The 19,613-nt window shown below is 34.5% G+C and carries 17 protein-coding genes; 12 read left to right on the top strand and 5 right to left on the bottom strand.

Features of this window, described 5'->3' with window-relative positions:
• Positions 1 to 64 precede the first annotated feature (64 nt).
• The 5 genes from BM201_RS15845 to BM201_RS15825 all read right to left on the bottom strand — a co-directional run bounded on the left by BM201_RS15845 (position 65) and on the right by BM201_RS15825 (position 5,112).
• Positions 65 to 505: a MarR family winged helix-turn-helix transcriptional regulator gene (locus tag BM201_RS15845; protein WP_092544384.1), complete on the bottom strand. Its 441-nt coding sequence runs from the start codon at positions 503 to 505 to the stop codon at positions 65 to 67.
• 215 nt (positions 506 to 720) lie between these two features.
• On the bottom strand, positions 721 to 1,137 hold the full coding sequence (locus BM201_RS15840; protein ID WP_092544382.1) for an organic hydroperoxide resistance protein: 417 nt from the start codon (positions 1,135 to 1,137) through the stop codon (positions 721 to 723).
• Positions 1,138 to 1,234: 97 nt separating this feature from the next.
• Entirely contained in the window at positions 1,235 to 2,359 is a 1,125-nt protein-coding gene (locus BM201_RS15835; RefSeq protein ID WP_092544380.1) for an L-dopachrome tautomerase-related protein, read from the bottom strand.
• 6 nt (positions 2,360 to 2,365) lie between these two features.
• Positions 2,366 to 3,493, bottom strand: coding sequence for an aldo/keto reductase (locus BM201_RS15830; protein WP_092544378.1), 1,128 nt, complete (start codon positions 3,491 to 3,493; stop codon positions 2,366 to 2,368).
• Positions 3,494 to 3,600: 107 nt separating this feature from the next.
• Entirely contained in the window at positions 3,601 to 5,112 is a 1,512-nt protein-coding gene (locus BM201_RS15825; protein WP_245758672.1) for an MltF family protein, read from the bottom strand.
• A 209-nt stretch (positions 5,113 to 5,321) separates the two neighbouring features.
• On the opposite strand from BM201_RS15825, the gene BM201_RS15820 reads away from it, so the two are divergent.
• From BM201_RS15820 to BM201_RS15760, 12 genes are all read left to right on the top strand, one after another.
• Complete coding sequence (locus tag BM201_RS15820) at positions 5,322 to 6,692, top strand: ethanolamine ammonia-lyase subunit EutB (RefSeq protein ID WP_092544376.1); 1,371 nt, start codon at positions 5,322 to 5,324, stop codon at positions 6,690 to 6,692.
• Positions 6,685 to 7,440: an ethanolamine ammonia-lyase subunit EutC gene (gene eutC, locus BM201_RS15815; RefSeq protein WP_092544374.1), complete on the top strand. Its 756-nt coding sequence runs from the start codon at positions 6,685 to 6,687 to the stop codon at positions 7,438 to 7,440. Before BM201_RS15820 ends, eutC begins: the two co-directional genes overlap by 8 nt.
• Complete coding sequence (gloA2, locus tag BM201_RS15810; RefSeq protein ID WP_092544372.1) at positions 7,433 to 7,816, top strand: SMU1112c/YaeR family gloxylase I-like metalloprotein; 384 nt, start codon at positions 7,433 to 7,435, stop codon at positions 7,814 to 7,816. Before eutC ends, gloA2 begins: the two co-directional genes overlap by 8 nt.
• Before the next feature lie 133 nt (positions 7,817 to 7,949).
• On the top strand, positions 7,950 to 8,624 hold the full coding sequence (locus BM201_RS15805; RefSeq protein WP_092544370.1) for a hypothetical protein: 675 nt from the start codon (positions 7,950 to 7,952) through the stop codon (positions 8,622 to 8,624).
• 10 nt (positions 8,625 to 8,634) lie between these two features.
• Positions 8,635 to 10,221, top strand: a complete 1,587-nt coding sequence (locus tag BM201_RS15800) for a hypothetical protein (protein WP_139219261.1) — start codon at positions 8,635 to 8,637, stop codon at positions 10,219 to 10,221.
• Between the two features lie 235 nt (positions 10,222 to 10,456).
• On the top strand, positions 10,457 to 11,131 hold the full coding sequence (locus BM201_RS15795) for a hypothetical protein (RefSeq protein WP_245758671.1): 675 nt from the start codon (positions 10,457 to 10,459) through the stop codon (positions 11,129 to 11,131).
• Positions 11,132 to 11,147: 16 nt separating this feature from the next.
• Entirely contained in the window at positions 11,148 to 12,689 is a 1,542-nt protein-coding gene (locus BM201_RS15790) for a hypothetical protein (protein WP_139219259.1), read from the top strand.
• 500 nt (positions 12,690 to 13,189) lie between these two features.
• Positions 13,190 to 14,224, top strand: a complete 1,035-nt coding sequence (locus tag BM201_RS15780; protein ID WP_092544361.1) for a leucine-rich repeat domain-containing protein — start codon at positions 13,190 to 13,192, stop codon at positions 14,222 to 14,224.
• Positions 14,225 to 14,626: 402 nt separating this feature from the next.
• Positions 14,627 to 15,379 (top strand): NUDIX hydrolase, encoded by a 753-nt coding sequence (locus tag BM201_RS15775; protein ID WP_092544359.1) that lies wholly within the window; start codon positions 14,627 to 14,629, stop codon positions 15,377 to 15,379.
• 133 nt (positions 15,380 to 15,512) lie between these two features.
• A complete protein-coding gene (locus tag BM201_RS15770) occupies positions 15,513 to 18,635 on the top strand; it encodes a PAS domain-containing protein (protein ID WP_092544357.1) in 3,123 nt (1,040 codons plus the stop codon).
• Positions 18,622 to 19,026 carry a response regulator gene (locus tag BM201_RS15765; RefSeq protein ID WP_092544355.1) on the top strand — a complete coding sequence of 135 codons (405 nt, stop codon included), beginning with the start codon at positions 18,622 to 18,624 and terminating at the stop codon, positions 19,024 to 19,026. Before BM201_RS15770 ends, BM201_RS15765 begins: the two co-directional genes overlap by 14 nt.
• A gap of 85 nt (positions 19,027 to 19,111) precedes the next feature.
• On the top strand, positions 19,112 to 19,552 hold the full coding sequence (locus BM201_RS15760) for a hypothetical protein (protein WP_092544353.1): 441 nt from the start codon (positions 19,112 to 19,114) through the stop codon (positions 19,550 to 19,552).
• Positions 19,553 to 19,613 lie beyond the last annotated feature (61 nt).

Below are 19,613 nucleotides of genomic sequence, written 5' to 3'. Positions count from 1 at the left end.
GAAGAAAAAATTGAATTCCATCGTGAATTTCTTATTGAAGTAGAATGAAATTTTCTTACTGAAATTACTTTTCGCTCATTTTCCCGATCATCTTGTATAATAATCGGTACAATTCTTTGGCTTCCTCTTCTTCTAACGGAAGTTGCTCAGCCAACATTGCCGGTACATCACAAGCTTGGTCTTTTAAAGATTTTCCTTTTTTAGTAAGTGTGATTACGATATTTCGCTCGTCGGTTTCAGAACGTTTACGCTCCAAAAGTTCGCGTTGTTGTAGCCGTTTTAAAAGCGGCGTAAGCGTGTTGGATTGTAGCTGAAGTTTTTCAGCAATCGTACTTAAATTCACCTCATCTTTTTCCCAAAGCACCATTAAAACCAAATATTGCGGATAGGTAATATCCAACTCCTTCAGCATTGGCTGGTAACGCTGAATAACCAATCGTGAAGCCGTATACAACGGAAAACAAAGTTGATGATCCAATTTTAAAGCTTCATATTTTTCACTCATTTTTCAGCGATTTTCGAGGTTTTCAGTAGTAATTTTCAATCTTTAAAGTAATAAAAAAAATCCCTTTTCGCCGCAAGCCAAAAGGGAATTTTAAATATGAGGTTTAGTTCATCTTCACACTTAAGTCAAAGAAGTTTGAATAATACTATTTCAGGATGAGACCCTGAATCTAGCCCGCCTGCCGGACGGGCAGGTTTAGGGTAACGAAAAAAGAATTAAATCACTTCTAATTCTACATCGATATTTCCGCGAGTTGCGTTAGAATAAGGACAAACCTGGTGCGCCTCTTCTACCAATTCCTGCGCTTTCTCCTTCTCTACTCCGGGAATTTCTACCGAAAGTTTTACAGCCAATTGAAAACCGCCAGCATCGTTAGGCCCAATTCCTACAGTTGCTTTTACGGTAGTTTCGCCTTCTGGTTTTACTTTGGCTTTCCCTATTACCAGATTCAAAGCGCTATCAAAACAAGCTGCATAACCTGCTGCAAATAATTGCTCAGGATTGGTCGCTCCGCCTTTTCCGCCTAATTCTTTCGGCATTAAAACGTCAAAATCTACAAATCCGTCTTCACTTTTTACGTGTCCGTTTCTACCTCCTGTGGCAGAAACAGTTGTTTGATATTGTGTTTTCATAATAATAAATTTTAAAATCTTTTACAATTAAATCGTTCACGATACAAATATATTAAAAAGAAGCCTAACAAGTGTGTTAAGCTTCTCTGAAAGTTTTTTATGGTAGTTCTACCCGAAAAATCTGATAAGGAAATTCTACTTTCGATTTACCATCATTCCAAACCGGCTGGCGTTGTAATTGCGAGCACGAAAAATACAAATAACCATCGTTGCCAATGCCCAAAGAATCTGGCCAAAGCAAACGAGAATCTGGCCAAAGCAAACGAGAATCTTGTACCAAATTATGTACTTCCCCATCTTCAGGATCAAAATATTTCACCGAATAATCGGTAGAATTGGTTAAATAAACACGTCCTTTTTTATCGGCTATAAGTCCGTGCGTAATCCCAACTTCGCCCAGATCTTCAACTTTTGCTGCGAGACTTTCTTCAGAAAGGGAAGCATCAGCCAAATATTTGGTTTCAATTCTGTATAAATTCAGCTTATTAATCGGTTTAAAATAGAAGTATTTATTATCTGAAGTTAACGCAATTCCGTTTACATTCGAGCTAAAGGCTTTTCTTTCTTTATTACGCATCTCTTTGCCGTGATAGCTTAACACAACATCAGGATTTGCTTTCGTGGCTTCAATATTTTTAAGAACGCTGCGAGTTTTTCCGGTTTTTAGGTCGAGAATAACAACAGCCGCCTGACCGGGATCTGAAAGATACCCTAAACTTTTATCGGTATCGATTCTAATATCGTTTAAACCTGAAATTGTTTTATCTAAATCTTCGAAATGATAGACTTTTTCAACTTTATCATTTTTCAAATTGATTTTCAGTAATTTGAATTTTCCTTCTTCCGCTTTTCCGCTATCGCCAAAAATTGATCCGCCCGGTGAAGGCTTCGAGTCCAACACCCAAAGCATATCATTCGCATCGACATACAAATCCTGAACCTTTACAAAATGCTTGTGCTCGTTTCCTGAATGTTTATTCCATTTCTTGTTTGGATAGGCTTTGGTTTCGCCATCGATCACTTCTGTTAAACCGTATTTATAGGGACGATCTTCAGCATAAGGAAAAGACACAAACACCCGATTATCAGAAGAAACACTCAAACCAATCGCCATATATTCGCCTAAATTGGCAACAGTTTCTAGTTGATCGCTATGATATTCCTGAGCAATTATAGGTTGAAGAAATAGCGCTAAAATTATCGAAAATAAACTTTTTCTCATTACTTATTATTTAGGTTCTGGAGCGTTTTCAGCAATTAAACCTTTCGATTTTAGCTCTTTCCAAAATGCCTTCGGAATTTTTACATCCATCGATTTTGCATTTGCTTCAGATTGCTCTCCATTACTCGCTCCCGGAATCACACTTGCCACCACATCTGGCGCTGCAGAGAATTGCAATGCTGCCGTTCTTAGATCGACATTATGTTTATCGGCTACTTTTTGCAATTTTGCACGTTTTTCTTTCATCTCTTCAGGAATAGTTCCGCCGTAATTATAACGCTCTTTTCCTGCTAAAAATCCTGCATTTAAAGCGGCACCGATCACTAAACTAATTCCTTCTTTTTCACAAACCGGAAAGACATTATTTAGATCGTCTTCGTGAACCAACAACGAATATTGTTTTGCTGAAAGGAAAATATCTGGATCGGCAACTTCGATGGTTTCTAAAATTGGTCTAGTGGTATTTACGCCTAATCCCCAACCTTTAATTAAACCTTTTTCGCGCATTTTGGTAAGCTCTGGCATCGCTCCATTTTGAGCCTGATCAAAGTATTTTTCATAATCTCCTTCCTTAAAATCTGGATTATCTGGCGATAGATCGTGAATAAAAACAATGTCGATATAGGCTAAACCTAAACGATGCAGACTTTGTTCTACCGATTTTCTGGTACCTTCAGCCGAATAATCGTATTCGTAATTCATATTTAATTTCCCTTTCCAGAGTGCACCCGGCAATTCAAAATCTGGATCTGGTGTTAAGACTCTTCCCACTTTGGTGGACAACACAAAATCTTCCCGGTTTTTATTGAAAAGGTAACTTCCCATTCTGCGTTCGCTAATTCCTAAACCGTACCAAGGCGAAGTATCAAAATAACGAACGCCGTTATTCCACGCGGCATCCATTGCGCCACGAATGTCTTCGTCACTATTTACGTGAAAACCATTACCGGCGGCAACACCACCCATCCCAAATTTCCATTCGGGTTTAAATTTATCGCGTAAAAAATTGTTTTTAATTTTTGCTGAAGGAATTGCAGTTTCCGTAGAATTTGCTGCATTTATAATTGAAGGAGCCGTAACCATTCCGGCAGTTCCTAAAATAGATTTGTATAAAAAGTCTCTTCTGTTAGCCATATTTTTGGTTTTTGTTCAGGTTCAAATTTCACAAAAAACAGTCTGAACCTTCCTGTAAAAAAAGGCTATTAAGTAGTAAAAAACGGACTTCTCGCGTTAAACTCTAGTTAATTTGAAGCGACCTGAGATTCGGTTTCGGGAGTTTCAAACGGAATTAATTTTTTATAATGTTCGTAGCGCAAGAATATTTCTTTCACGTACAAATACGGCTCACGACCGCGAACAAAGCCATATTTTACTTCCGGTCGATTAAAGAATTCACGCGAACTTAACTTCAGTAAATAATCTTCAACATTATCGTCCCAAACATTAGGATCTTCGCCAAAGGCTTTGGTAAGTCGTTGCGCATCACGAACGTGACCTAAGCCACAATTGTACGCTGCCAAGGTGAATTTGATACGCTGAATGCTATCTTCAACACTATCAAAATTTTCCCGTAATTGTGCTAGATATTTGGTGCCGCCACGAATATTTTCTGAAGGATTGGTAATATCGTTTACACCCAAATCTTTTGCGGTTGCCGGCATAATTTGCATTAATCCGCCAGCGCCTGCCCAGGAATTTTCATTCGGTTTAAAACGTGATTCCTGGAAGATCTGTGAACTCAGCAATCGCCAATCCCAACCTAAACGTTCTACATTGTTTTTTACGATCGCATCGTACTGACTAATTTTACCCTGGTTTTTACTGTAAAATTCACTTTTAATTCGGCGGCGATAGGATTTCTTATTTTTGAAATACTTGTTGTACACCACATAATAAAAGTCTTTTTTCTTGATATTTTTTAGCCACGAATTGATTTCAGCTAAAAGTTCAGGTGAATTTTTTCGAACCGCCCAGGCGATACGTTGCGAAAAACTGATCTCGGTATCAATATCCAAAATTGGGTTGTAGGTTTGATTGATCGCAGCGATATTATAATCTGAAATCGTATAATCGATCTCACCATCGACCACCATTTTAATGATATCTTCTGTAGTTTTATCTCCAGAAACCAGTTGAATATCAATCTGCCCGCCAATCTCGTCTTCCAGGTTTTCTAAACGTTCAAAATATGACGAGTTTTTACGCACGTGAACGGTCTTCCCGATCATCTCGATAGGATCATTTAGCGTGTGCTTTTTGATCTTATACATTGGTAACTTTCTCCAATTTTCCGGGCGACGTTGCACTAAAACCTGATGCGTTAAATAGTGATATTCGGTAAAATTGACGAGTTTTTTTCGGTCTTCGGTAACCGAGAGTCCAAATGCAATAAGATCGCCCACACCGGCATTCAGCATATCGAATAAATGATCGATATCTTTTGCGACTTTTATATCGAGTTCGAGTTCTAAATGATCTGCAAGTTTTTTAACCAATTCATATTCAAAACCCATTGGTTTTCCGCGATATAAAAAGTAACTGGTAGAATTATAAATGGTAATAACGGTAAGTTTCCCGTCTTTCTTGATTTCTGAGAAATCTTTAGTGTATTCAGTTGGCGTTATATCGGCTGAAACTTTCGAGCTAATATTTTTATTTTCTGAGCAACTAAAAGTGAAACTCAAAACAATAAACACGAATCCAATTTTTTTAAAATTTGATTTTGAAAATAAGGTGAGTAAAAGTCTAATCATTAAATAATTGATTTTCTGTAATATAACCAATTATTTTAACATTATGAAATTACAGCTTTATGAGAAAACCTCCAGATGGCTTTATGATTTATTAATTGTAGATCTTTAAACTTCAGAAATATCAATATTCAACCTCTCCGGTTTAAATTAATATTCTTTAAACATTTCGTGGATGTAGTTTTTGGTAACTTACTTCAAAAGTTGCAGTTATGGAATATAAATTCAGCATCAATAACATCACCTACTCTTTTAAAGATTTAAAGGAATTACTGGCAAAAGCTAGTCCGCATCGATCTGGTGATGTTCTCGCAGGCCTTGCTGCAAAAGACAACAAAGAAAGAGTTGCCGCACAATATGTTTTGAGCGAAGTACCACTAAAAGAATTTCTTGAAAATCCGATTATTCCTTATGCTGAAGATGAAGTTACCCGTTTAATTATGGACGATCATAATGCTGAAGCTTTTTATCCAATTTCGGCTTTTAGTGTAGGAGAATTTAGAGATTGGTTGCTTAGTTACCATGCAACTCCGGAAATTTTAAAAGAAATAGCTCCCGGATTAACTCCTGAAATGGTTGCCGCAGTTTCTAAATTAATGCGAAACCAGGATCTTATTAAAGTTGCGCAGAAATGTGAAGTCATCACAAAATTTAGAAATACCCTTGGTTTAAACGATCGGTTTTCAGTTCGATTACAACCCAACAATCCGGTAGATGATCCAAAAGCGATCGCGGCGAGTACGATCGACGGATTGCTTTATGGTTGTGGTGATGCCGTGGTAGGAATTAACCCGGCGACCGATAACCCAAACGGAGTTTCAGAATTGCTTAAATTATTAGACAATTTTAGACAGCAATACGAAATTCCCACACAAACCTGCATTTTGAGTCATATTACCACAACCATGGAAATTATAGAAAAAGCACCCATAGATCTTATATTTCAATCAATTGGTGGTACTCAAAAAGCCAACGAATCTTTCGGGATCAATTTAAATATGCTTCAGGAAGCCTACGATGCCGGACTTCAGTTGAACAGAGGCGATATTGGTAATAATGTGATGTATTTTGAAACCGGGCAAGGATCGGAACTTTCAGCAAATACGCATCACCGCATCGACCAGCAAACCTGTGAAGTTCGCTGTTATGCCGTGGCCAGAAAATACAATCCTCTTTTGGTAAATACAGTAGTTGGTTTTATTGGACCAGAATATCTTTACGATGGAAAACAGATCACTCGTGCCGCTTTAGAAGATCATTTCTGCGGAAAAATTATGGGACTTCCCATGGGTTGCGATGTTTGTTATACTAATCACGCTGAAGCCGACCAGGATGATATGGATTCTTTGTTAACGCTTTTGGGCGTTGCTGGCTGCAATTATATTATGGGAGTTCCCGGTGCCGATGATGTGATGCTGAATTATCAAAGTACATCTTTTCACGACGCCATGTATCTACGGAAAGTTTTGAATAAAAAACCAGCGCCGGAATTTGAAAAATGGCTTTTAAAAATGGGGATTTTTGATGAAAATGGAAATCGCCAAAATTTACCCGAATCTCATAAATTAATAAGCAATGGATAAACCTGAAATCTATAAAAACGAGATCCAAAAAGATCCCTATACGCAATTACGTGAGCTTTCTAAAGCCCGAATTGCACTTGGAAATACCGGCGGAAGCCAATCTATAAAGGATGTTTTGCAATTTCAGTTGGATCACGCTAAAGCAAGAGATGCAATTTATACCGACTTCAATATTGAAAAAATAGAGGCAGATTTATCAAATTTCGACTTAAAGGTTTTCAAATTTAAAAGTAAGGCAGAAGACCGTGAGCAATATTTAAAACGTCCGGATCTGGGGAAACTTTTAGCCGATAGCGAGCAAGAAAATGCTTCAGGATTTGATATCATTTTTAATATTGTGGATGGTTTATCGCCTGAAGCGACCTTGCAAAGTGCAGAAATCATTGAGAAATTGCTTCCGAAGTTAAAAGAGAAATATTCCGCAGCCATTAGTATAGTTGAAAATGGACGAGTTGCCATTGGAGACGAAATTGCAGAAAAATTGAATGGAAAATTTACAGCGACTTTTATTGGAGAACGTCCCGGTTTGTCCAGTCCAAAAAGTTTAGGAATTTATACCACTTACGGTCCAAAAAGTGGCACAACAGACGAAAAAAGAAATTGTATTTCGAATATTCATAGCGACGGAATGAGTACCGCAGCGGCAGCAGAGCTATTGGAGTTTTTAATAACCGAATCTTTTGCGAAAAAAATTAGTGGTGTATCTTTAAAATCTGATCTAAAAAACCACAAAATCGACAATGCTTAAAGCCGTTCATCATATCGCTATCATATGTTCTCACTATCCAACTTCAAAAAGATTTTATACTGAAATTTTAGATTTAGAGATTTTACAGGAAGTTTATCGCGAAGAAAGAAACTCCTACAAATTAGACCTCGCACTAAACGGAAAATACATTATAGAACTTTTTTCTTTCCCAAATCGACCAAAACGGCCAAGCTTCCCGGAAGCTCAAGGTTTAAGGCATCTGGCATTTCAAGTTGATGACATCGAAAAAGCGATATCAAAACTTAACAAAAGAGGAGTCGAGACTGAAGAAATTCGTATAGATCCTCACACTGGCAAAAAATTTACCTTCTTCAGTGATCCAGATGAGCTTCCTTTAGAACTTTATGAGGAGTGAAAATTCCTACATGATCCCACAGATTAATCCCAATTGATAAAGATTCGTACAAAATACCCAAAATTGGGTATTTTTAAGAATACATTAAGATTTTATATTTGACCCTATTAATTTTTAACATAAAAATTTTAACATGGTCAAAAAATTACTACTCTATTTATTTTTTTTAAGTTTTTCGATATCTACGTTTTCGCAGGTTGAAGAAACTACCTATGAAAACAAGTTTGCCATAGGTGTTAATGGCTCAACCCTTGGTGGAGGGATTGAAATCGCAAGAAATATTTCTCCACATTTCAATATTAGACTTCGGGGAAATACATTTAATATAAGTGATTTCGTTCAGGAGATTGAAGTAGACGATGCTAATTTAAATGTTACCGCAAACTCAAGATTTTTAGAATTTGATATTAGCTTAGAATATCTACCATTTAGAAACAGTAGTTTCAAAATTGTAGGTGGAGCATCCTATTTTAGTGACGGAGAGACGACCGCATATGCTACTTATGATGGCTCTTTTGAATATGGTGAAATAACTATTGGTCCAGATGAAATTGGTGATTTAGAACTAACTCTGGATTATAATGGATTCGCACCATATATTGGATTAGGGTTTGGTAGGGCCGTACCTAAAAAGAAGTTTGGTGTGGCATTCGAAGCTGGAAGTTTTTATTTACCAGAACCACAGGTAGGCATAGTAGCTAATGGAATGCTTGCTCCAACTGCAGATCAGGCAAAAACTCTTCAGCAAGATATCGAAGACTATAGATGGTATCCCTTTTTGAACCTAAGATTATCTGTTAGAATTTAAAAATAAAGCAATGAAAAAAATAATTTATATCCTTCTACTTCTTACACTGGTAATACCGACATCCTGCGAAAAGATGCCGAATGAAGTAGTAGACGACTTTAATCTGGGAATTAATTCAGACTTCCTCGAATATACTCTGGTTGTGGAATTTATAGATGCAGCTAATCCACAAAATCCTCCACAAGACATAGAATTACAAATTTTAGATAATGAAAATAATGGCTTATTAGATTCTGAAGGTGAAGTTGAATTTAGCGTGGATGCTGGTATAGCTTCTTTTATACTGAACCCGAATAGTAAACCAAATGGACCAGAAGATGTAAAGTCTTTCAACTTATACGCCGAAGCTCCCGGCTTTTTACCAGTTAATTTTCAAGTTGATTTTACAGAAAACTCTAAAGATCAGAATTTAACTATAAGCATGGTAAACACGGAAACCCCACCTAGTGGAGTTGGCTCTTCAATAGAAAATTTAAATTTATCCAATGGAACTTTGAATAACAGCGCAACTATTGAGATACCAGTAAGCGATGAAAAAATTACAGGCGCGGCAATAAAACTTGAACCGGGTACAATTTTTTATGATGCTAACGGAAATCAAATATTTGGAGAGTCTTTAAATATAAATTTCACACATTTTGATGCAAGTGGAGATGCTTCGCTAAGTGCTTTCCCTGGAGGATTTACACCTGAAAGTGTAATTGGTGAAAATGGAGAGGAAGAAAATATATACTTCGTAACTGCTGGTTTTGCTTCAATCGACATGGATATTGATGGAATAAATGTTAAGGAATTTAGTAAACCTATTAAAGTTACTATGGAAGTTGATTCCAACGGATTTAATTTAGATACAGATGCTGATATTAAAATTGGTGATCAAATACCCGTTTGGAGTTATGAAGTAGAAAGTGGCACCTGGGTATATGAAAAAACTGGAACTGTGGTATCTAATAACGCGAAGATGGAAGTTAGCTTTGAAACGGACCACCTTACTTGGTATAATTTAGACTTTTATTCATATACCTGTTATAGATCAAATGCAATTACTGTAAATGCTCCCGGTAGCTCTATGGGATCTTATTTTTACACCGAACTTGTATATGCCTACAACAATCAACCAGTTGGGTACTATGCGAGAAAACGTATGTATTTATATGATGGCGCGCAAATCAACTATTTAAGAGTTCCCAACAACATTCCTATGAAAGTTAGAATCTTTAATGGATCTAACTGGTATAACAAAGGAAATTTGATAACCGAAACAGAGCCTTTTATTATTTGTACAGAGAGCACTACAATTAATCTTCCCTCAAGTGCCTTTCCTCAATTAGTATCGGCTGAAGTAACTATAGAATGTCCTTACTCTAATTTTAAATTTAAACCATCATATTGGTTCTATTATAGAGAAAAAGGTGCTCGGTGGTGGAATTATGGTTATATGCATTCTGGAAAATTCCAAACCTATAGAATGAAAACTGCAACAACATATGAATTCCGAACCTATTTTGGAGGTTGGGTAACAACAGAATATACTCTTACCAACAACGAAAATTTCATTGATATAATTAGTGATGAAATTTGCAATTTTGCTTTATAATTTTTCCTATTCATAAAGGTCTCGCTTTTCTTCGCGAGGCCTTTTTATTTTTTTAACATGTATTTTCTCACACAAAACGTATAAAATTGACACTAATAACATAAAAAATATCAATTTTGATTTTTTTTACCGATAAAGCGCACATTTTTAAGACATATGCATATATTTGCACCTGTTAATATTTTCATAAATTAAATTTTGAATATTTGATTTTTAAAGAAGTAGGAAAATGTCGATGAGAAAATCTTTATTGTATCTATTTATAATTTTAATTTCCTGGACATCTATAAGCCAGGAAAATGCAGACTCCAATTACGCAAATAAATATGCCGTAGCATTAAATGGTTCAACTTTAGGAGGCGGTATAGAAGTTGCTAGAAATTTGTCTCCACATTTCAACATAAGGCTTAGAGGTAACACACTTAGTATTAAAAATTTTGTTCAAGAAATTGAGGTAGATGATGCTAATTTAAATGTCACTGCAAATACCCGATTCCTTGAGTTCGACCTTAGCTTAGAATATTTACCATTTAAAGCAAGTAGTTTTAAACTAGTAGGAGGGGCCTCCCATTTTAGTGACGGTAACACCAAAGCTTTCGCTACTTATGATGGTACATTTGAATACGGAGAAATTGTTTTAGGACCTGAAGATATTGGTGATTTACAGTTATCACTAGACTATAATGGATTCGCACCATATTTTGGCTTAGGCTTTGGGAGAGCTGTTCCTAAACGCAAAATTGGTCTTGCCTTTGAAGCTGGAAGCTTTTACTTACCAGAACCTCAAGTAGGGATTACTGCTAGTGGTATGCTTGAACCAACTGCTAATGAAGCAGATTCTCTTCAGGAAGATATAAAAGATTATAGATGGTTTCCCTTTATTAATTTAAGATTATCAATTAGAATTTAATTTAAATCCCTTAGAAATGAGAAGAGTATTGTTATTAATGATGTTAGTTGCTGTGGCTATGATTCCAACAGCATGTGAAAAAATGCCGAACGAAATTGCAGACGATTTTAAATTAGGGCTTGATGTAAATTTTTTAGAATATACTGCTCAATTAGAAATTAAAGATTTAGAAGATGGTAGTTATCCAGAAAATGTTACCCTAACTCCTGTGACAGATTATGGCACTTCAATATTAAATTCTGCTGGAGAAAAAAACTTTAAAGTATCTGATGGAAATATCATACTTATTCTTAACCCCGCTGATAGGCCGCAAGCGTCTAATGAGGTAAAGAGTTTTAAATTTGTTGCATCTGCTCCGGGATATCAAAATTCAATAGTAAAAGTTAACTTTTCAGAGAACAACAAAACTGTGCAGGTTCCTATTCATCTATTAAGTAAAACTAAAGATTCTGATGGTGTAAGTGCTGTATCTGGTAATGCCGAAATTTCTGAGAGCGAACTTAAAGAAAATAAAAAGATAACATTTGGCGATAATTCCTCTAAAAGAACAAGTGGAACAGTAGAAGTAAAAGCTGGAACACGCTTTTTGAATACTAATGGTAAAGTTTTGAAAGGCAGCTCTGTAAACATAGAAATTATCGATGTAGATGCTAATTCAGAAAAACTAACCAAGGTTTTCCCTGGCGGTTTTACAAAGCAAACGGTTCTTAAAAATGGAGCTTCAGAAGAAACATCTTTTCTACCTATGAGTTATACTTCTATCAATATGTATGTTGATAATGAAGAGGTGAAAGATTTTAGCAATTCTATAGACATTAGTATGGAAATTGACCAAAATTTATTTAACCCTCAAACCGGAAGAAATATAAAAGCTGGAGATCAATTATCTATCTATAGTTACGAGATAGAAAATGGAACTTGGGTTTACGAAAAAGATGTTACTGTATCGAAAACAGGTAATAAGTTTTATGCGAATTTTGATACTAACCATCTAACAGACTATTCTATAGTTGCGGAATTACCTGTGTGTTCTGATATATTTGAAATAAATAATCCTACTGATTCTAATATTCAGGCAAAAATTGAATTAGAAATTACTGGTAGTTCTGAAACAAGAGTATATACTATTATCGAGCAAAACCTTACCCCAGGTATAAATAAAATACCGTACAATGGAATAGGCAGTAATATTTCATTAAAACTTTACACTTCTGGTGAAGCACTAACAATAGATAACATTTCTTGTGGAGAATCTCCTGCAATCGAAATACCTGAACCTGAAAGTGAATTATTAACTATTACAATAAATATACCCTGTGAGGATGTAGATTTGAACATCGCTAGTTATCCAATTAAATATCGTAAGCAAGGAGAGTCACAATGGATTAATGGTGTTATTAAAAACCTTAAATTAGAATCTTACGAAATGGAGGCAGGAAATACTTACGAATTCCAAGTTCAGTTTGATGGTCAAACATATACCTATGAAGAGTTCATTAGCTCAACTAATTATCAATTTGACGTCGATAGTGATTTATGCAGCGAAATTAATTTTTAATATTACGATAATTAGTGAAATATAAAATTAACTGGGGACTCTTTAGAGAGTCCTTTTTTTATTAATATGCATTTGATTATTGGAAAGAAATAATATTCAAATTCTATTTAAAGTATAAAGACTGGATCAATATTTAAATTAAGATATATCTAGAATTGCCGATATATAGTAAAACTAGTTATGATAACTAAATATCACTCCAACTAAATCTAGTCCAAAACACACCTTATTGAAGATAAAGAGGTTAATAGAAAAGGTGTAGCAACAGAAGCTATTCGCATAGATCCTCACACTGGCAAAAAATTTACCTTCTTCAGTGATCCAGATGATCTTCCTTTAGAACTTTATGAGGAGTATTTTTTTTAAGTTATTAGTAACCAGATATTTAAAAAAAATCACTATCTTTAGAAGAATTCAACTTATTACATTTTTTCAATCCAAACAATGACACCCAAATCTGCTTGAATTAATCTCTATTTATTAATTTAAAGATCGTCATTATGAAAAAATATTACTTTCTCGCACTATTTTGTGCCTGTTTTCTTCCAAATTTATTTGGCAAAGAGATTGACATGTGCCCTTTGCAGGTTACAATTGAATCTGCCAAGGAGATAAAAATTTTAGATCTTTCTAATCGTCAACTTTCTGAAATCCCAGAAGAAGTTAGAAACCTGAAAAACCTGAAAGAACTTGATCTCTCTTTTAATAATCTTGAGACACTGCCCGAGTTTATTTCAGAATTTAAGGATCTAGAAACCTTAAATTTGAGTGACAATCTTCTAGAAAGCTTACCTGAATCATTATCTAACCTACCAAAACTTAAGAAACTTTCGATAAGTTTTAATCCTATAGCTTCTATCCCTAAAGGAATGAAAAGCCTGGAAATTTTGGAAATTGACGGTTCTATACGATCAAATTTAGATGAAATCCTTATGCATATTTCTTCCTATAGTAATTTAAAAAATCTTTCACTAAGAAAGAATCATTTAAAGGAATTTCCGAAGGCGATTTTAAGCTTGAAAAGTTTAACAGTTCTAAACCTCAAACATAATTCCATCGAAGCTTTACCGAAAGAAATTTCAATGTTAAGCGGACTAAAAATATTGAATCTGGAATTCAACAATATTAGAAATTTACCAGATAATTTATCGAAATTAAGTCAGCTTGAAAACCTCAATATCAGCAGAAATCACTTTGAAGAATTCCCCTTGGTTCTTACAAGCCTGAATAAACTAAAGATCTTGAATGTAAGTCAAAATCCTATTACAAATCTTCCCGCTTCTATCGAACGGCTGGAAAATCTAGAAGAATTAAATCTTTTTGACCTAGAGATCGTAGTACTACCAGTTCATTTTAAAAATTTGAATCGCTTAAAAGTAATCGATCTTGGGAATAATCCTTTAGAAAGCACCAGATTATTATGTGAAATGAAAAATCTTAGGAAGATGGGACTAACGGGAATCTATAGTATAAAGAAAGAACACAAAGAAAATTTATTCACTTCCCTACCCGATTGCCAAATTGTAATGAATTAATAATTAATATCAAATAAAAACGGGATGCACTTGCATCCCGTTTTCGCAACTAACCAGTTTTCTAATATCATACCAACCTAACCAAAAATGAATGATATTATAAGATAAATCACATTTCAATGCTTCATCTCGCGACAATATTAAAATAATACTTCAAATAAATAAAACTTTTCTTCCAAAAAATATCAATTTATCGACAAAAAACACAAAATCATAGATAAAATGAGTTTAATCTATCATTTAAAAACGAATAATTAAAAATTAGAAAATCACATAATGTTTTGTTAAACATAAAATATTTTATATTTTACTCCGTTTCTTACCAAATAATTTCACATATTATCAAAATTAAGTTTGAATTATTAAAATCTAAACGTAATTTTGATAATTAAACAAGTTTCAATGAAATCGGAGTTAGCTAGAATCTTAGACAAAGATTCAAAATTAAACAAAGAAAACAGTTTACCAAGTATCTCTATCGATTGCGTTGTGTTTGGATTTGATACTTCTTCTTTAAAAGTCCTTTTAGTTAAACTAAAGGATAAAGAGGAATGGTCATTACCTGGAGGATATCTATGGAAAGACGAAAATCTAGACGATGGCGCTTACAGAATCTTGGACCAACGTACAGGAGCTAAGGAAATCTACCTAAACCAATTTAAAACTTTTGGTAAAATAAATCGAAATGAAGACTTTTTTGATGAATTTCCTAATGATCTTTGGCATAAACAACGATTTTTATCCATTGGTTATTACGCTTTAACTAACTTCGCTAAGGTAGAACCAAAAGTAGATGATCTTTCTGATCGTTGTGAATGGAAGAATGTACACGAACTACCACAACTAATGATGGATCATGAAGATATTTTTAATACCGCATTACTAGAGCTTCGAAAAGGTCTTAACTATCGTCCTGTTGGATTAAATCTTCTTCCTGAAAAATTTACGATGCCAGAACTTCAAAGGCTTTATGAAATCATTTTGGATAAACCACTAAACAGAGGAAATTTTTATCGTAAAATGACTAAATACGGTATTTTAAATAAATTGAAGGAAACCAGAAAGGGTGGCGCGCATAAAGCTCCAAACCTATATACATTTAATGCTGAAATCTATAATGAGGCTTTAGAAAACGGCTTTAAAGAAGCATGGTAGTTTTGTGGTATCCTTAAAAATCGAGCTTCTTTTTTCGAATTAGATTACAATCAAGCTAGGGTATTAAATAATTCCTAAAAAAATAATACATTATTTATATTTTATGTATTTTTGAAGCCCCTATAAATACATAATGTGCCCTAAATACATAATAAATGCCCCTAAAACAGATAATTTCGATTATCTAAATGATGAATTATACCAGGCTATAACTGTAAATAAAGATTATTTCGACTTTTTACAGCACAATGCTTTAGATGGTTTTTTCATTTTGAATTGCCAAAACGGTGACCACTTATTTTGTTCCCATAAACTACTCGAACTACTTGGGTATGCTTCAGGCTTCGATATTAAAGATACTTATGAAAGCTGGAAAGATCTAATCTTTGCTGAAGATCAAATTGCATTTAGAGATCGTATTCTTTCAGGAGAAATTTGCCATCTAGAAGATAACAAAATTACAGTTCGATTTGTTCACAGTCATAAATACATTTTGTGGCTAGAATGTAATGTCATTAGCTTTAACAATTCAACTTCAGAAAAAAGAATTCTTGCCGCAGTAAAAGACATCACCAAATTTAAAAAACCAGATCTCAATTTACAGGAACAAGTTAAACGCTACGAGCATGTCTTAGAAGGAACAGCAATTGGTGTCTGGGAATGGAACGTGCAAACAGGTGAAACTATATTTAATGCACAATGGGCTAAAATTTTAGGTTACGATCTTGAAGAATTAAGGCCTACTTCTGTAGAAACCTGGCATAAACTTGCTAATAAGGAAGATTCAGATCGTTGCCAGCGAATATTGAACGAACATTTTGAAGGAAAGACCGAAGTTTATAAAACCGAAGCCCGAATGCGCCACAAAAAAGGCCATTGGATTTGGGTTGCAGATCGTGGAAAAGTAGTAAGCTGGACAGAAGACGGTAAGCCAGAATGGATGACTGGTTATCATGAGGAAATCACTCAGCAGAAAAAAGAAACAGAGCGTAGTCAGAAATTTATTGAAGAGGCACCAACGGCTATTGCCATGTTCGATACCAAAATGCGTTACATTGTAACTTCCAAAAAATGGTTACAGGATTACCAGGTAGAAAATATAGATCTTAAAAATAAATGTCATTACGAAATTTTTCCAGATGTAAAGGAGGAATGGAAAGCAATACACTTACGCGGATTAAAAGGTGAGTCTCTACATAATGATGAAGAAGAATTTACAGATCGTTTTGGCAGGCAACGCTATATAAAATGGTCTATGAACCCTTGGTACACTAACGATCAAAAAATTGGAGGAATCATCCTTCACACTTCAGATATAACGCATTTAAAAGAGATTGAAAAAGTAAGTGAAGATCGTAAGCAATTTTTAGAAACTATTTTAGAGTCGCTAGAGGTAGGTATTGTTTCCTGTGATGCAAATGGTGAACTAAAATTATTTAATAGAACCACGAAAGAATGGCACGGCCTGCCAGTCTCCAACATTCCTCCAGAGCAACTTTCAGATTATTACGGATTGTACCAGGCAGATGGTGTAACTTCCCTTAAAACCGAGGAAATTCCGCTTTTACAGATATTAAAAACAGGTAAAGCAAGCAATCAGGATATCCAAATAAAACCGAATAATGCTAAAAACAGGATCGTTTCTGTAAACGGTTCGCAAATAAAGGATGAAAATGGTAATGTAGTAGGTGCTGTAGCTGCCATGTATGATATTACTGAATTTAGAATGGCCGAGGAGAAATTACGATTAAGCGAAGAAACTTTTCGTGGTAATTTCGAAAATGCAGCGATTGGAATGGCTATTTGCGATCTAAATACTAAGCCTCTAAAAGTAAATAATAGTCTTTGCTCTATTTTGGATTATGATCAAAATGATCTTTTGGAAAGATCTTTATTTGATCTTGTAGATAAAAAGGATCAAAAAGCTTTTGATGCAAAAGTAAATCAGTTAATAAATAAAAAAGAAGATCACTTTCATATTGAGCTTCAATTTAGATCTAAACAGCATAAAAAGATCTATGTACTCATATTTGCTTCCCTAATTAAGGATGGACATGGTGAACCATTGTTAATTACCACACAAATAAAAAATATTAGCATACGTAAATTAGCACAGCAGCAACTTAATAAAACCCTAGCTCATCAAAAAGCGCTTTTAGCTGCCAGTACAAAGGTGAGCTTTATCGCAACAGACAAAACAGGTTTAATCACCGATTTTAATCAGGGTGCAAAGAATTTATTAGGCTACAATCCTGAGGAAGTTAAAAATAGATCTGTACTTCTTTTTCATGATCAAGAAGAACTAGACCAAAAAATAGACGATCTTAATAAAGAATTTCAAAAAGAAATTAAGGATTTTGAAGCATTGATCTATGAAGCCAAAAAGCGAAAAAGTACGACCAGAGAATGGAGTTATGTTGATATTCATAAAAATAAAATTCCAGTTCTATTAACTATTACGCCAATCCTCGAAAATGACGAATTAATTGGCTATTTGCATGCGGCCTTAGAAATTACAGACCTGAAAGAAGCAAGAAACGAAATCTTAAATCTCTTAGAGGTTACAAAAGATCAAAACCAAAGATTAAGGAATTTTGCGCATATTGTTTCTCATAACTTACGTAGCCATTCCAGTAACTTCTCTTCTTTACTGGAACTATTTAATGTGGAACATCCAGAACTTAATGAGAACCAGATAATACAGCTACTAGGCACAGCTAGTGAAAATCTTAGGGAAACAATAGAACATCTTAATGAGGTTGTTGTTATAAATACTTCAGTAAAAGAAAATTTAAACGATCTAAACCTGCGAGACTTCGTAGAGAACGCAGTAGAAAATACGAGTGCACTTGCCATAGAAGCGAACGTTAAGGTTGATTTCGATATTGATAAGAATATTCAAATACAGGGAATACCAGCATATGTAGATAGCATTTTGCTTAACTTTATTACTAATGGAATTAAGTATCGTTCTTTAGAAAGAAAAAGTTTTATTAAATTGTTTACCGAAAAGGATGCTGCCACTGGAAATATTATACTGAATATTGAGGATAACGGACTAGGGATCGATCTTCAACGATTTGGACACAAATTATTTGGGATGTATAACACCTTCCATAGACATAAAGATTCTAGAGGAATTGGGCTATTCATTACAAAAAGCCAGATTGAAGCCATTGGAGCTAAGGTCGAGGTAGAAAGTGAAGTTAACCAGGGAACCATATTTAAAATAGTTTTTAAGAATGAAGAAAATTGATCTTGCCTGCATCATAGATGATGATCCCATATTCGTTTTTAGTGCAAAAAAAATAATGGAACTTGCTGATTTCTGTAATGGCTTTATGGTTTTTCATAATGGGAAAGAAGCTTTAAATCATCTGGATGCTGTAATTTCAACAGGAGAAGAACTTCCCGATGTAATTTTGCTCGATCTAAACATGCCCGTAATGGATGGCTGGGAGTTTTTAGAAGAGTTCATTAAGATCGAAAGTAAAAAAGTAATTACAATATATATTGTAAGCTCTTCTATCGATCCCGGTGATATTAATAAAGCGAAATCATACGATAACGTGAGTAACTATATCGTAAAGCCTGTAACAATTGAAAGCTTAAAAAGCGTGCTTCAAAATCATACTTCACAAAATTAATCAGCTTCTTTTTAGAAAACTTTAACTATTTACGCAACCATTTCATGATTTTGGTATCTAAGTGATAGACATCAAATCATCAATCATGAAATACCTGTTAGTGCTAATCTTATCTCTTAGTTTATTATCGTGCAATATCGAGAAGCCCGATTATCCAGAATTACACACAGCTAATAATTTTCCTCAAAAATGGGAATTAGTGCAAATGCATTTTCCATCTCAAAATAAGCTGCAAAAAGGCTTAAATATGGCATGGCAGGAAAGCTATCTATTATTACCCGATAGCACATTCTTAAAGAAAAGAATGACAACTACTGAAACAATTACTGCTGAGGGGAAATTTTATACTGAAAAACAAAACGGAGAAACCTATTTAAGATTTGAGTTCAACAAGGAAGGAAATATCATAAATATTAATGATTTTGTCACAGATGAAAGATTGTTGATTTCTACTGAAGATAAAAAAATGACCTTGGTTTCAAGCTTTCAGGGGGAAAAACAAATACTGAATTATAAATTGAAGTAAGTTGTTTACTTAGAAAAAGATATAAAAAAACCTCCTTGAAAAAGGAGGTATTTAGTCTTAT

It is taken from the genome of Zunongwangia mangrovi (assembly GCF_900112105.1).
Lineage (GTDB): Bacteria > Bacteroidota > Bacteroidia > Flavobacteriales > Flavobacteriaceae > Zunongwangia > Zunongwangia mangrovi.
Note: the sequence above shows the minus strand (reverse complement) of the source record. Positions and strands in the feature narration are given on the sequence as shown.

What these genes read in the sequence shown, in the direction of transcription:
- BM201_RS15800 (WP_139219261.1), top strand. Translation starts at nt 8,635, where the DNA reads ATGAAAAAAATAATTTATATCCTTCTACTTCTTACACTGGTAATACCG.
- BM201_RS15790 (WP_139219259.1), top strand. Translation starts at nt 11,148, where the DNA reads ATGAGAAGAGTATTGTTATTAATGATGTTAGTTGCTGTGGCTATGATT.
- BM201_RS15760 (WP_092544353.1), top strand. Translation starts at nt 19,112, where the DNA reads ATGAAATACCTGTTAGTGCTAATCTTATCTCTTAGTTTATTATCGTGC.
- BM201_RS15805 (WP_092544370.1), top strand. Translation starts at nt 7,950, where the DNA reads ATGGTCAAAAAATTACTACTCTATTTATTTTTTTTAAGTTTTTCGATA.
- BM201_RS15775 (WP_092544359.1), top strand. Translation starts at nt 14,627, where the DNA reads ATGAAATCGGAGTTAGCTAGAATCTTAGACAAAGATTCAAAATTAAAC.
- BM201_RS15770 (WP_092544357.1), top strand. Translation starts at nt 15,513, where the DNA reads ATGTGCCCTAAATACATAATAAATGCCCCTAAAACAGATAATTTCGAT.
- gloA2 (WP_092544372.1), top strand. Translation starts at nt 7,433, where the DNA reads ATGCTTAAAGCCGTTCATCATATCGCTATCATATGTTCTCACTATCCA.
- BM201_RS15780 (WP_092544361.1), top strand. Translation starts at nt 13,190, where the DNA reads ATGAAAAAATATTACTTTCTCGCACTATTTTGTGCCTGTTTTCTTCCA.
- BM201_RS15765 (WP_092544355.1), top strand. Translation starts at nt 18,622, where the DNA reads ATGAAGAAAATTGATCTTGCCTGCATCATAGATGATGATCCCATATTC.
- eutC (WP_092544374.1), top strand. Translation starts at nt 6,685, where the DNA reads ATGGATAAACCTGAAATCTATAAAAACGAGATCCAAAAAGATCCCTAT.
- BM201_RS15830 (WP_092544378.1), bottom strand. Translation starts at nt 3,493, where the DNA reads ATGGCTAACAGAAGAGACTTTTTATACAAATCTATTTTAGGAACTGCC.
- BM201_RS15840 (WP_092544382.1), bottom strand. Translation starts at nt 1,137, where the DNA reads ATGAAAACACAATATCAAACAACTGTTTCTGCCACAGGAGGTAGAAAC.
- BM201_RS15795 (WP_245758671.1), top strand. Translation starts at nt 10,457, where the DNA reads ATGAGAAAATCTTTATTGTATCTATTTATAATTTTAATTTCCTGGACA.
- BM201_RS15820 (WP_092544376.1), top strand. Translation starts at nt 5,322, where the DNA reads ATGGAATATAAATTCAGCATCAATAACATCACCTACTCTTTTAAAGAT.
- BM201_RS15835 (WP_092544380.1), bottom strand. Translation starts at nt 2,359, where the DNA reads ATGAGAAAAAGTTTATTTTCGATAATTTTAGCGCTATTTCTTCAACCT.
- BM201_RS15845 (WP_092544384.1), bottom strand. Translation starts at nt 505, where the DNA reads ATGAGTGAAAAATATGAAGCTTTAAAATTGGATCATCAACTTTGTTTT.
- BM201_RS15825 (WP_245758672.1), bottom strand. Translation starts at nt 5,112, where the DNA reads ATGATTAGACTTTTACTCACCTTATTTTCAAAATCAAATTTTAAAAAA.